Genomic DNA, 14,188 nt, shown 5'->3' on the forward strand with positions numbered 1-14,188 from the left:
CAGATGGGTATAAGAGCCAGGCTGGAGCGGCTGGCGTATCGGGCGTCTGGTCATCGGCGCGGCCTTCGCGCACGGCTTCGGCTTCGATGCGCAGTTCCACGCTGTCGCCGATCATCGATTTCCAGGCATCGATCCCGAATTCCGCACGGCTCAGCGTGGCCGTGGCCGAAAACCCGGCGGTGCGGCGAAACGGTGGCAGCGGATGGCGTTTGAGCGCGTTGAGGGTGACCTCCAGGGTGACCGGGCGGGTGACGCCATGCAGGGTCAGATTGCCGGTGACCTTTGCCTGGTTCTTGCCGCTGGGTTCCACGCGCGTGGAGACGAAATGCGCGTCAGGAAAGCGCTCGGCATCCAGTAGGTTGCGTGCCAGGGTGGCCTCGTTCCACTTGGCATCGCCCAGGTCGGCGCGGTGCAGCGGCACGGTGACATCCAGCCGGGCGGCGGCCCAGTCGTCGGGGTCGAACACCAGCGTGCCGCTACTGCCGGAAACGGTGCCCAATGCCTTGGAAAAGCCGGCATGTTCCACCGCAAACAGCACGCGCGTGTGCACCGGATCCAGCGCGTAACGCACCGGCGCAGCGGTGGCAGCGAGGCTGGCCAGGACAAGCGCGGGGGACACCAGCAGGCGGGCGAGGATTGTCATGGGCGGATTCTAGACACATCCCGGCAACGCGCGCTTGGCTTGCGCTCGCAACGATCCGTTGCGAGCATGCCGGCTGGACGTGGAAGGGATTCCCACATGCGTGGACTCATCGTGGTGCTGGTCTTGTTGTTGGCGATTTGCCCGTGTGCGGCAAAGATTCCGGAAGTGCCGCGTTTTCGGATCGTGGGCCCCAGCGAAGGATTGCCATCGACAATGGTGGTTGCCATCAGCCAGGACCGGGCCGGTTACCTGTGGCTTGCAACACTCGACGGTCTGGTGCGTTACGACGGTGCAGGATTCAGGACCTGGCGTCACGATCCGGCCGACCCTGCCTCCTTATCTTGCAACGCCGTGCAGGCGCTGCATATCGATGCGTTGGACCGGGTCTGGGTGGGATGCGGCAAGACGCTGAGTGTCCTGGATGCCGGCCGCAGCGGCTTTCGTCATTATCGCGCTGCCGACTACCCGTTGATGAAGGACGGTGAGATCTACAGCATCGCCGCATTCGACGGCGATATCTGGGCCGGCACGACGACCGGTGCCCTCGTGCGCATCAATGCAGGCGGAAAGATGTCGGCCGTGAATCTGGGCGAGCTCGAAGGCGCGCTGGATCAGGCCATGGTCATGAATCTGGCGGCGGACAACCAGCACCGCTTGTGGATCGGTACCAGCAGCGGCCTGGCCTATTACGACGGCAAGCACCTGCGTCGCAAATACATACCCGACGAACCGAGCCGGCAGTCGGCCATCTTCGGTTTGCAGTGGACCGGCGACCGTTTGTGGCTGGGGAGCGACTCCGGGCTGCATGTGCTGCGGGCCGACGGTCACTGGCAGCCGCTTGCGTGGTCAACGATGTTTGGTCCCGGTAATGAGCTTTGGAGTGCAGTCGCTGCGCCGGATGGCGAATTCTGGCTGGCTAGCGGGCGTGGTCTGTGGCGCACGCGTGGCGAGCGTCCGCCGGTGCCCGTCCTTAGTGGCCAGGAACCGCTGTCGCGTCGCAACGTGGTCGGCTTGATGGCGGCGGCCGATGGGGGGCTGTGGGTGCCCATGCATGGCACCGGCCTGGGGTATTTGCCGGCAGACTGGAAACGCAGTGCCGTGCTCAAGCCCCCCGTGCCAATGGGCGATGCGATTTATTGCAACCTGGCGGCCGCCGCGCGCTCCGGTGGCTTGTGGCAGGTGGATGCGCAGGGACGTCTGCTACGCGTGGATCCGAGCACCGGCGATTCGTTTCAGACAGGTCTGCAGTCGCGGCATCTCAAGGGGATGGAGTTGGTGTCGGCGCTGGAAGATCGCCTGCAACGCGTGTGGCTGGGGAATTTGAGTTTTGGCCTTTCGCGGATGGATCTGCGCACCGGTGAGTTCATTCATTGGCCCTTCGATGGGCCCGACCCCGCATCGGGGTTGTCGCCGGCGGACTGGATCACCGAGCATGGCGACACTGTGTGGATGACCTTCCTCGACATGGTGCAGCAGCGCGATTTGCGTACTGGCAAGGTCCTGCAGCGCATTACTCAACAAGACCTGCATGGCTTGCGTGCGATCGGCGTCCAACAGCTGGAACAGGGCCCCGACGGACGCGTGTGGGTCGCGGGCGAAGGCGGCATGTTTGCGTGGGACGACGCGTCGCGCCGCTTCGTGCCGGTGGCAGGGCTCGAAGGAACGCCGATCCAGGCATTTGCCAGCCAGTCGGCAGAGACGGTCTGGGTGTACCGGGCCTCTGGCGCAGAACAGTGGCAGAAGGTCGCAGCCCGCTGGAAGCGGGTTCGTCAGGTGGGGGAGGCCGACGGGCTGGCCGGCTTCGACGCCTCTGCCATGCAGATCGACCCGCGTGGCAGGGTTTGGATTTCCAGTCTGCGCGGGCTGTGGCGGATCGACCCTTCGGTGCATCCGGCACGCGTACGCAACATCGGCACGCGCGATGGCCTGACCAGTCAGGAGTTCATCCAGCACTGCCTGTTGATGTCGGGCGATATCTTGATTGGCGCGACCAGCGATGGCTCTACCGTGCTGCTGGATACTGCAATGCCGGACGTCGCACCATTCGTCCCGGCACTGCAGTTGGAACATGTCAGCGTGCTGCGCAATGGCGCACGCATCGCTCTGCCAATGGATCGCCCGTTTGAGTTGGGCCCGGAGGACCGTCAGCTGCAGGTCGTCAGCCGCTTGTTGTCTTACAGCGACCCTCTCTCCAATCGCTATCGCAGCTTCCTGAAAGGCTTCGACACGGACTGGCAGACCGCAGGCAGTACGGGTGTCCGCGAATTCGCCATTCTGCCTGCGGGCAATTATGAGCTCTCGCTGCAGGGCATCGATCCGCTGGGCAATCGCTCGCAGGTCCGCTCGCTACAGTTTTCGGTCAGACCGCCCTGGTGGCGCAGCGACATCGGTATTGCGTTGATCTGTCTCTCGGGCTTGCTGTTGAGTGCCTTGCTGGCCGCCGCCTATCGCCGCCGTCTCCGCATGCGTGCGCAATGGCAACTGGCGCAGCACAAGCGCGAGTTGGCCGAACAGGCATCGCTGGCCAAGACGCGCTTCCTGGCGACGTTGGGCCATGAGGTGCGCACGCCGATGACAGGCGTGCTCGGCATGAGCGAGTTGCTGCTGCAGACCCCGCTGGATGGCCGGCAGCAAGAGTATGCGAGTGCGATCCAGCTGGCGGGGAAGCACTTGCTGCGTCTGGTCAACGACGCGCTGGATCTGGCCCGGATAGAAGCCGGTAAACTGCCGTTGGACTATCGCGATTTCGATCTGCGCCAGCTGATCGGGCACGTGGCCGAACTGGTGCGCCCGAGCGCCGCGCAGAAGCAGCTGGCGTTCGAGTGCCAATTGGACGATGCCTTGCCGCCGGCATTGCATGGCGATGCGGGGCGCGTGCAACAGATTTTGCTCAATCTGCTGTTCAATGCGGTCAAGTTCACCGAGCGCGGTGGCGTGTCCCTGCGCGTTGCGGCGCTGCCGCAGCACACGCAGCAGGGCGTCCGTGTGGAAGTGCGCGACACCGGGCCCGGCATGAGCCCGGAGCAGCATGGACGCCTGTTTCAGCGCTTCGAGCAGGCCGAAGGCGCACTGACCTTGGCGCGCCACGGCGGCAGTGGCCTGGGGTTGGCGATCTGCCGGGAGCTTGCGGCGGCGATGGGCGGGGCAGTGACGGTCAGCAGCGAGTTGGGGCAGGGCGCCTGTTTCGTGGTCGAGCTGCCGCTGCGCTGGGTAGCCAAGTTACCCGCAGCGACGCAGCTGCCAGTGCGCCCAGACGCGCAGCACCAGCAGGCGCCGCTGCAGCTGCTCCTGGTCGAAGACGACCCGACCGTGGCGCAGGTGATCGTTGGCTTGCTGCAGACGCGTGGGCATCACGTCACCCATGTATTGCATGGTCTTGCAGCGCTGGCCGAGGTGAGTACGCGCCGTTTCGATGCAGGTCTGTGCGATCTGGATCTGCCCGGTCTGGATGGCGTGGCACTGGTGGCGCAGTTACGCGCGCGCGGCGTGCGCTTCCCGATTGTGGCAGTGACCGCACGTGCCGATGCCGATGCCGAACCGCAGGCGATGGCTGCGGGTTGCAATGGATTTCTGCGCAAGCCGGTCACTGGCGACTTGCTCGCGCAAGCCTTGGCGCGGGTGCTTGCCGATGTTGATGATGGAAAAGGCGAAAGTGATGGCGTTGACGCGTAGGTCGATGCGGTTGGTGGCACGAAGGCTCGCCAGGATCGAGTCGCTGACGCTTTTTCTGCTCAGCTGGGCAGCTCTTAAAATCGACGCAGCGGCCACTGCAGGCAGTGTCGGGCACGTCAAGCACATGCGGCATCTTCCAGGCAAGACAATGGTTGCCCGGAAGAGTGGCGGCGCTGGATCTAGATCTGGATTTCCCCGGGCTGGATGGCTTGCACCGGCATTGCCACTGCGCCAGCACGGCCATCGCTTTACCTCGCTCGCATTCACTGCACGCGCAGACAGCGCCGCTGAAACCCAGGCGCAGGCCGCAGCCTTCCATGGATTCCCGCGCAAGGGCGGTCACCGCCGATTTTCTGCTGGAAGCGATCGCGGCTGCACGCGACGCGGCAAGATCGTGCGCGGCACGATCCGAGGGCGCTGCATCGGAGATATCCAAATGAGGGAATGCATGCTTGCTCATGCACGATGTGGCCCGCACTATGCGGCTATCTGCAGTGAAATTTTTATGTCACGCCTACGCCCTTGTTCCGATTTCGGTCACACCCTTGCTGCACTGTGGTTGGTCCTAATGATCACGGCGGCGCCCTTGCTTGCCTCTGCGGCAGTGCCAGCCACTCCTGTGCCGATCCAGCTCACTGTGGCCGACGGACTTCCTTCCAACACGGTGAACGACTTCGCCGAGGACAGAAGCGGCTACCTGTGGCTGGCAAGCAGCGATGGTTTGGCCAGGTTCGATGGGCGGAGTTACCGCATTTGGCGGATGGAAGACGGGCTGACAAACAACTTTGTATGGGCTTTAGCGGTCGATACCGACGATGCGGTGTGGGTTGGTTTTGACAATGGTGGCGTCGGTGTCCTGGACGCTAAACAGCGGGCCTTCAAACGATTGGAGACCCCGCAGTTTCCTGAACTCGAGCGTAGTATCGTGTGGGCAATCGCGCAGACCCCGGATGGGGATCTATGGTTTGGAACATCAAGAAATGGTCTGTATCGGCGGCGGCCGGACGGTAGTGTGCAGCGCTTTACGTTCTCGGCAAACGACGTGCACAGTCTGCCTTCTAACCGAGTGACTGCAATACGGGTTACGTCTGACGGGGCGCTTTGGATTGGAGGCAACGGAGGCCTCGCGCGATGGAATGGGGTGTATTTCGATCGTAAGGCATTGCCGGGAAATAGCCAGGTTTCCAATGGGCTACGCCTTAGTATCAACGGTGACCTATGGGTTACCGATAGTAATAACGTGCTATATCGACTTAACTCTAGCGGAAATTTTATTCCGCAGCCTTGGCAGACTACAAGCGACGGCGAACACGTTATAGGCATGTTGTTGCAGGATCGAAGTGGGCATTATTGGTTAGACACGATGTCCGGTTTGGGTATTTCCGACAGTGCGCATGTCCAAAATGTGCCTGTCTACAGCTTGTCGGCACACGGATTGGTCAAGCCGAGTTGGTCAAGTGCCTACGAGGATCGCGAAGGTGGTCTTTGGTTCGCCAGCCTCAATGGCGGTCTTTGGCATCTGCCGCCCAACTGGAGCACTTTTTCAGTGTTGTCGTACCACGCTGACGACCCGCAATCGATGGCCAATCCTTTTGTAAAGGCCACAGCAATGTCGGCATCCGGTGGGTTGTGGGTTGCAGGCACGCGTGGCGTGTTAGAACACTTGGATCCTGTTAGCGGCAAGTTGGAACGCCACCTTCGTCCTATCTCAGGTGTGCGTTGGCCAATATGCATCCTTGAAAGTAAAAGGGGCTACGTCTGGATTGGGTTGCCAGAATCTCTGGTTCGTTATGACCCACGTACCCGACAAAGAAAAAATTGGCCACTATCCACAGCTCCCAATGTTGTGGCTGACATGGTGACGCCTGATCTCATGGCGATGGATGCACGCAATCAGCTTTGGATTTCACTGACCAAGACGGGCTTGCAGATTCGTGATGAAGAGGGTCAGCTTATCCGTGAAATCGAACAGGGTGACCACGGGCTAGATGACTCCAGCGCCTACGATCTAAGGCTTGGTCCCGATGGACAGATGTGGCTCGCCAGTACGACGGGCCTACGGCGCTGGGATCCGAAAGCGGATGCTTTCGTCATGGTTCGAGGTGCGCCGGCCTCAACGAACTATGTATTCCGTTTCACCGACACAGGCGTTGTATGGATCGGGTTGATGGGAGAGCTGCGCCGCTACCTCTGGGATGGCACGCAGCTCAAACATCTAGACACCATTGACGGTACACAAGAGTTCCCCATGGTGGCGCCTAACGGACTTGTGGTGGACGGAGCAGGCGTGGCTTGGGTATCGAGTGCGCGCGGTCTGATCAGGGTGGATCCTGCCAGCAAGATGGTGCGGGTCTATGGTGTTCATGACGGGCTTCCCAATCAGCAATTCCAGGAAAACACCCTTGTGCAAGCAACGGGCGGGCAGATTCTAGGCGGAACGCCTGATGGGGTTGTGCTGTTTGATCCGGCCAAGATGCGTCCGAATACGCGCCGGCCTCCGTTGCTGATCGAGCGCGTAGGTGTGCGTCGTGGCGAGCGCGGACTGGATGTCACCGGCGTGGAGCCGCTACAACTGCAGGACGGCGATCGCGACCTGCACATCGTCGCGCGCATGCCGACCTTCACGCATTCGGAGTCAACCAGCTATCGCTTCCGCCTCAGCGGCTACGACCCGGACTGGATCGACGTCGGGCCCAGTGGCGAGCGTTTGTTTTCGCGCTTGCCCTCGGGGCATTACACGCTGGAAGTGCAGGGGCGCACTGCCGATGGCATCTGGTCGGCCAGCCAGACATTACGTTTTCAGGTATTGCCGCCGTGGTGGCTGTCGCCATGGGGCGTGAGCGTGCTGGCCTTGCTGACCTTGTGCGTAATCGCTGCGGCCATCTTGTTGTATCGCAGTCGCCTGCGCCGTTTGACCGCGTGGCAATTGGCAGTCCATAAACAGGAACTCGCAGAGCAGGCTTCGTTGGCCAAGACCCGTTTTCTCGCAACACTCGGCCACGAAGTGCGCACGCCGATGACCGGCGTGCTGGGTATGAGTGAATTACTGCTCAAGACGCCGCTGGATACCAAGCAGCGCAGCTATACCGAATCCATTCGCCGTGCAGGTGCGCACCTGCTGCGGCTGGTCAACGATGCGCTGGATCTGGCGCGGATCGAGTCCGGGCGGCTGGAACTGGATCTGGAGCCATTTTCGGTACGCCAGCTCGTGGCCGAGGTCGAGGCACTGATGGCGCCGTTGGCGCAGCAGCGGGGCCTGCGGTTCAGCCTGGAAATCGGCTTGCTTGGCGACATCACTGCCAGCGGCGATTCCACCCGCATCCGGCAGATCCTGCTCAATCTGCTGAGCAACGCGATCAAGTTCACCGAGCGCGGCGTGGTCGGTTTGAAATTGACCACGCTCGGTTCTTATCAAGGTCTGCGCTTCGAGGTCGCCGATACAGGGCCGGGCATCAATGCCGAGCAGAAGGCGCGCCTGTTCCAGCGCTTCGAGCAGGGCGATGGTGCCAAGACCAGCTCGCGCTATGGCGGCAGCGGCTTAGGTCTGGCGATCTGCCAGGAGCTGGCCATGGCGATGGGCGGGCATATCGAAGTGATCAGCCGGCTCGGTGCCGGGACGCGGTTCGTGGTGGATCTGCCGCTGCGTTGGGTGGCCGCCAATGCAACGCTCGGCGGCGATGCGGAGCATGCCGGCGCTGCGATCGCGCCGCAGCGCATCCTGCTGGTGGAAGACGACCCGACCATCGCCGAGGTCATCGTCGGCTTGCTGCGTTCGCAAGGCCACTCCGTAGTGCATGCACCGCACGGCCTGGCTGCGTTGACCGAGGCGGCCGACAACACCTTCGACCTGGCGTTGCTGGATCTGGACCTGCCCGGCCTGGATGGCTTCGCGTTGGCGCGGCAATTGCACGTGTTCGGTTACGAGATGCCGCTGATCGCAGTGACGGCACGCTCCGACGAAGCAGCCGAGCCGAACGCGCAGGCAGCAGGCTTCGCTTGTTTCCTGCGCAAGCCGCTCACCGGTGACATGCTGGCCGATACCATTGCCGAGGCGTTACGCAGCACGCGCTGACAGGGTAAGCGCATGCGCAGCCGTATGCACAGACCCGTGCTTGCCCGCACCGCGCCTGGCCCGCACTATGCGCCGACTTGTCGTGAAACTGATCCGGTGCGCTTTCTATCCCGCTTGCCCCATTGGCTGCTCGCTGTGCTCTGGGTATTCCTGTGTCTGGCGGCACTTCCCGTGCAGGCGCGTACGCCTGCGACACCGGTGCCCAGCCAGTTGACGATCGCAGACGGACTGCCGTCCGACACGATCAATGAATTGGCCGAGGACAGACAGGGGTATCTGTGGCTTGCCAGCGATGACGGCTTGGCCAGGTTCGATGGCCGCAACTACCGCATCTGGCGGATGGAAGATGGCCTGACCAGCAACGTGGTCTGGACCGTCTGTGTCGATACCAAGGACCGCGTGTGGATGGGCTTCGAGGATGGCGGCGTTGGCTATCTGGAAGCGAATACGCGCACATTCAAGCGGCTGGAAGATCCGCATTTTCCGGAACTGCGCGATGCCATGGTGTGGACTTTGGCAACGACACCGGATGGCGCTCTGTGGATCGGAACAGCCAAGCAGGGCGTGTACCGGTACCGGCCGGACGGACGCATCCAGCACTTTTCCGCGACCGCCGGTGGGCTGCACCAGCTGCCGTCCGATAGCGTCGTAGGTTTGGAAGCCGCCGCTGACGGCTCGATGTGGATCGGTACCTGGAGCGGGCTCGTGCACTGGGACGGTCAACGCATGCAGCGCGTGCCGCTTCCGGTTGCAGAACAGACCGTCAACAGGCTCTCCAAGGAGCCGGGCGGCAAGGTGCTGTGGGTGTCCGACTTTGCGGGCAACGCATTTCGGCTCGATACCGTGGGGCGGTCCATCACGCGCCCATGGCAGAGCGCTGCGGCCAAGCCGCAGGTCAGGAGCGTGCTGTTGCGTGATCGACGCGGGCGCTACTGGCTGGATATCGACGCTGGTCTGGGCATCAGCACCGACGGTTCGTCCGTCGATAAGGTGCCCACCTACAGTGCGTCTGCGCACGGCCTGGTCAACCGGAACTGGATCGAGTCCTACCAAGATCGCGAAGGAGGGCTGTGGTTTGCCAGCCTCGAGGGCGGTCTGTGGCATCTGCCGCCGCGTTGGGACACCTTTGCGGTGTTCTCGCATCACAAGGATGACGCGCAGTCGCTGGCCAACCCGTCGATTACCGCCACAGCGCCATCGGCCGCCGGTGGTGTCTGGGTGACAGGCTCGCATAGCGCGCTGGAGTACTTCGATCCGGCGACCGGCCGCGTCAAGCTGCATCTGCCCAATATCGATCCGATTCGCGTCCCCGACAGCGTGTTCGAAAGCAGGCAGGGGGTGGTCTGGATCGGCGTACAGGGAACGCTGGTGCGGTACGACCCGCGTACACGTCAGGTCAAGCGCTTGCCGTTGTTGCAGCATGTCGATCCTGCGGCAGGCCCCGATAACGCGGGCAGGCCGGGCCGGATGGCCGATGATGCGCAAGGGCGCATCTGGGTGGCGCTGATGACCCAGGGAATACAGCTGTGGAACGGCGAGGGACAACTGCTCAGGACGATCGATTACGGAAGCCACGGCCTGAAAGCGCTGACCGTGCTGGACATGCGGATCGGGCCGGACGGGCAGATCTGGCTGAGCAACAACGCCGGTCTGTGGCGATGGGACCCGCGTGCCGACCGGTTCGTTCCGGTACGCGGTGCGCCGGCTGTGCCCACCTATGTGTTTCGCCAGGGAGAGGGCGGCATCGTCTGGATCGGATTGGCGGGAGAGCTGCGGCGCTATCTGTGGGACGGCACGCAGCTCACGCATCTGGACACGGTAGGGAAGGATCAGGAGTTTCCGAAGGTGGCGCCGACCGGCCTGGTGGTCGATGCCGGCGGCGTGGCCTGGGTCTCCAGTCATCGCGGGCTGATCCGGGTCGATCCCGGCAGCAAGCTAGTCCGCGTGTACAACGTGCACGACGGGCTTCCCAGCTCGCCGATGCAGGTGGCCACGCTGGTGCAGGCAACCACGGGGCAAATCCTGGGCGGCACATCCGATGGCATCGTCGTGTTCGATCCGGCCATGGTGCGGCCGAATTTGCGCCGCCCGCAGTTGTTGATCGAACGTGTCAGCCTGCGACGCGGCGAACGCGAACTGGATGTCACCGGCAAAACGCCGCTGCAGGTGCAGGACGGCGATCGCGATCTGCAGATCGTTGCGCGGATGCCCACGTTTACCAACCCCGAGTCCACCAGTTACCGCTTCCGCCTCAGTGGTTACGATCCGGACTGGATCGAGGTGGGCACCACGGGCGAGCGCTTGTTCTCGCGCCTGCCAGCGGGGCATTACACGCTGGACGTGCAGGGACGCACTGCCGATGGCATCTGGTCGGCGAGCCAGACATTGCGCTTTCGGGTGCTGCCGCCGTGGTGGTTGTCGCCGTGGGGCATAAGCGGGCTGGCCCTGCTGACCATGTGCGTGATCGCTGCGGCGATCTTGTTGTACCGCCGTCGTCTGCGTCGCCTCACTGCCTGGCAGCTGGCGGTGCACAAGCAGGAATTGGCTGAGCAGGCCTCTTTGGCCAAGACCCGTTTCCTGGCAACGCTCGGCCACGAAGTCCGCACGCCGATGACAGGCGTACTCGGCATGAGCGAGTTGTTGCTCAAGACCTCGCAGGATGCCAAGCAGCGCAGCTACACCGAGTCGATCCGTCGTGCGGGCGCGCATCTGCTGCGGCTGGTCAACGATGCGCTGGATCTGGCGCGGATCGAATCCGGGCGGCTGGAACTGGATCTGGAGCCATTTTCGGTGCGCCAGCTCGTGGCCGAGGTGGAGGCGCTGATGGCGCCATTGGCACAAGACCGCGGCCTGCGTTTCAGTCTGGAAATCGGCTTGCTTGGCGACATCACCGCCAACGGCGATTGCACCCGTATCCGGCAGATCCTGCTCAATCTGCTCAGCAACGCGATCAAGTTCACCGAGCGCGGCGTGATCGGTTTGAAATTGACCACGCTCGGTTCCTATCAGGGCTTGCGTTTTGAAGTCGCCGATACAGGGCCCGGCATCAATGCCGAGCAGAAGGCGCGCCTGTTCCAGCGCTTCGAGCAGGGCGATGGTGCCAAGACCACCTCGCGCTACGGCGGCAGTGGTCTTGGCCTGGCGATCTGCCAGGAGCTGGCGATGGCGATGGGCGGGCATATCGAAGTGATCAGCCGGCTCGGTGCCGGGACGCGGTTCGTGGTGGATCTGCCGCTGCGCTGGGTCGCTTCCAATGCAACGTTGGGCGGCGACGTGACACCTGCCGGTAGCGCGGTCGCGCCGCAGCGCATCCTGCTGGTGGAAGACGACCCGACCATCGCCGAGGTCATCATCGGGCTGCTGCGCGCGCAGGGCCATTCGGTGGTCCATGCCCCGCACGGCCTGGCTGCGCTGACCGAGGCTGCCGACAACACCTTCGATCTGGCGTTGCTGGATCTGGATCTGCCCGGCCTGGATGGCTTCGCACTGGCGCGGCAACTGCGCGTATTCGGCTACGAGATGCCGCTGATTGCGGTGACGGCGCGCTCTGATGGAGCAGTCGAACCAAATGCGCAGGAAGCCGGGTTCGACTGTTTCCTGCGCAAGCCGCTGACAGGTGAGCTGCTGGCCGACACCATTGCCGAGGCGCTAGGACACAAGCGCCCGCATGATGGGGTTTAGAGCGGCTGGTCAGGCGTAGCGAGCGGTGTTCAGGTGAGCGGACGGCGTGCAGGAACCAGCGCTTACGCGCGGTACGTGTCGATGCCGGGCAGCGGCTGCGTTCCCCTGGCGGCTTGGTCATCGTGCTGCCAGCTGCTCTTCACCGCGCGAGGTGCGTCGTGCAGTGCTGTCACAGCAACTACTCGGCAACCGCTTCGACTTCCTTCGGATGCGGCCGCGTTTCGGCCAGCTGCCAGAAGATCAACGTCGACGACAAGGTGATACCGCCCACGCACAGGAAGGTGGCATGCAACGCCGCGGTGGCGCCATGCGTGTCGCCCAGATGCGTGTTGAACGCAGCCAGCAGACTGCCCGCTGCCGCCGCGCCGAAGCCGGTCGCCAGCATCATCACCATCGACAGCAGGCTGTTGCCAGGGCTGGCCTGCTCGCGGTCCAGGTCGCGCAGGGTCACTGTGTTCATGACGGTAAATTGCAATGAATTCACCGCGCCGAAGCAGGCCAGTTGCACCAGCCGCAGCCACAGCGGTTGACCGATAGCGATCAACGCAAAGCTGGCCATCGCCGCGCCCACCAACACGGTGTTGAGCATCAAGACGCGCCGATAGCCATAGCGACCGACCAACTTCACGGCGGCACGCTTGGCGGCCATGCCGGCCAGTGCCACCGGCACCATCATCAGCCCGGCATTCATCGGGCTCATGCCCATGCCCACCTGCAACAACAACGGGATCAGGAACGGCATAGAGCCGCTGCCCACGCGTGCGAACAGGTTGCCCAGAATGCCGATGCGGTAGCTGGCCACCTTGAACAGGGCCAGCGGAAACAGCGCATTGGGGGTGTTGCCCGCATGCAGCCAGTAGCCGGCCAATGCGGCCAGTCCGCCGATCGCCAGCAGCATCACAAATGCGTGGCGCATGCCGAGTTCGGAAATGCCATCCAGGGCCAGCGACAGCGCCACCATCCCGAACGCCAGCATCAGGTAGCCGACAAGATCGAAGCGCCTGCGTGCATCGCCATAGTGGTCGGGCATGATCTTGAGTGCGGCAACAAACCCGATCACCCCGATCGGCAGGTTGATCAAGAACACCCAATGCCACGACGCCACTTCGACCAGATATCCGCCCAGGGTCGGGCCGATCAGCGGCCCGATCAGGGCAGGAATGGCGATGAAACTCATCGCGCGCAGGAAGTCTTCGCGCGCCACCGTCTTGAGCACCGCCAGCCGCCCGACCGGCAGCAACATCGCCCCGCCGATGCCTTGCACCACGCGCGCGGCCACCAACTGCGGCAGCTGTTGCGCAGCGGCGCATAGCAACGAACCCAGCGTAAACACGATGATCGCCGCCAGGAAGGTACGCCGCGTGCCGAAGCGGTCCGCAATCCAGCCCGAGGCCGGGATGAACATCGCCACCGCCAACGCGTAGCTGAACACCACCGACTGCATCTGCAGCGGGCTTTCATGCAGGCTGCGCGCCATCGACGGCAGCGCCGTGTTGACGATGGTTGCATCCAGCATCTGCATGAAGATCGCCAGCGACACCAGCCACAGCAACGGCTTGATGGTGTCGTAGGCGCGCAAGCTGGGGACGGGCTGAGACATGGGCATCGCCGTAAGAAAGACAGCGCATTATCCCCGCGCCGATGTGCAGGCACTCAAAAAACGTGCGCGTTTGCTTCGTTGACTGAGCGCGCCTGCAAGCGTGCCGGCATCGGATGGGACCGCGATGTTGTGCAGTTCGGGTTCGGATGTCCACTGTTTGCAGATGAATTCATACGGTGTCAGACCCTTCAGGGCTTTGAGCCTGCGACCGTAGTTATAGGCGTCGATGACGTCGGCCAAATGCTGTTGCAGTTGTGCGTGATCGTCGTAATGGACGCGTTTGACAGTGGCCTCCTTGATGGTCCGATTCATCCGCTCGACCTGCCCGTTGGTCCAGGGGTGCTTGACCTTGGTCAAGCGGTGTTCGATGCCGTGTTCCTCGCAGACTCGACTGAAAATGTGGGGGCAGGCATGGCGGTCGGAACTGCGGTTGGTGAACTGGATGCCGTTATCCGTCAGAACCGTGTGCAGGGTGTAGGGCACCGCCTGGATCACATTGCGCAGCAATTGCGCTGCAACC

Annotated in this window: 6 protein-coding genes and 1 other RNA gene; 3 read left to right on the forward strand and 4 right to left on the reverse strand. The window is 63.0% G+C overall.

Going from position 1 to position 14,188, the window contains the following annotated elements:
• A partial coding sequence (locus A7D16_RS18400) for a YceI family protein (RefSeq protein ID WP_064634701.1) occupies positions 1-643 on the reverse strand: 643 nt, incomplete at its 3' end.
• Positions 644-739: 96 nt separating this feature from the next.
• Between A7D16_RS18400 and A7D16_RS18405 the strand changes: the two genes are divergently transcribed.
• From A7D16_RS18405 to A7D16_RS18415, 3 genes are all read left to right on the forward strand, one after another.
• A complete protein-coding gene (locus A7D16_RS18405) occupies positions 740-4,315 on the forward strand; it encodes a hybrid sensor histidine kinase/response regulator (RefSeq protein ID WP_064634702.1) in 3,576 nt (1,191 codons plus the stop codon).
• Positions 4,316-4,883: 568 nt separating this feature from the next.
• Positions 4,884-8,387, forward strand: a complete 3,504-nt coding sequence (locus tag A7D16_RS18410) for a hybrid sensor histidine kinase/response regulator (protein WP_064634703.1) — start codon at positions 4,884-4,886, stop codon at positions 8,385-8,387.
• Between the two features lie 135 nt (positions 8,388-8,522).
• Entirely contained in the window at positions 8,523-12,068 is a 3,546-nt protein-coding gene (locus tag A7D16_RS18415) for a hybrid sensor histidine kinase/response regulator (protein ID WP_064634704.1), read from the forward strand.
• A gap of 3 nt (positions 12,069-12,071) precedes the next feature.
• Here the strand turns inward: A7D16_RS18415 and A7D16_RS18420 are convergent.
• The 3 genes from A7D16_RS18420 to A7D16_RS18430 all read right to left on the reverse strand — a co-directional run.
• Positions 12,072-12,145: non-coding RNA, sX9 sRNA (locus tag A7D16_RS18420), on the reverse strand.
• 101 nt (positions 12,146-12,246) lie between these two features.
• Entirely contained in the window at positions 12,247-13,668 is a 1,422-nt protein-coding gene (gene mdtD / locus A7D16_RS18425) for a multidrug transporter subunit MdtD (protein WP_064634705.1), read from the reverse strand.
• 27 nt (positions 13,669-13,695) lie between these two features.
• The coding region (locus A7D16_RS18430) for an integrase core domain-containing protein (RefSeq protein WP_239687045.1) at positions 13,696-14,188 on the reverse strand (493 nt) is incomplete at its 5' end.

The sequence above is a fragment of the Xanthomonas nasturtii genome (assembly GCF_001660815.1).
Lineage (GTDB): Bacteria > Pseudomonadota > Gammaproteobacteria > Xanthomonadales > Xanthomonadaceae > Xanthomonas > Xanthomonas nasturtii.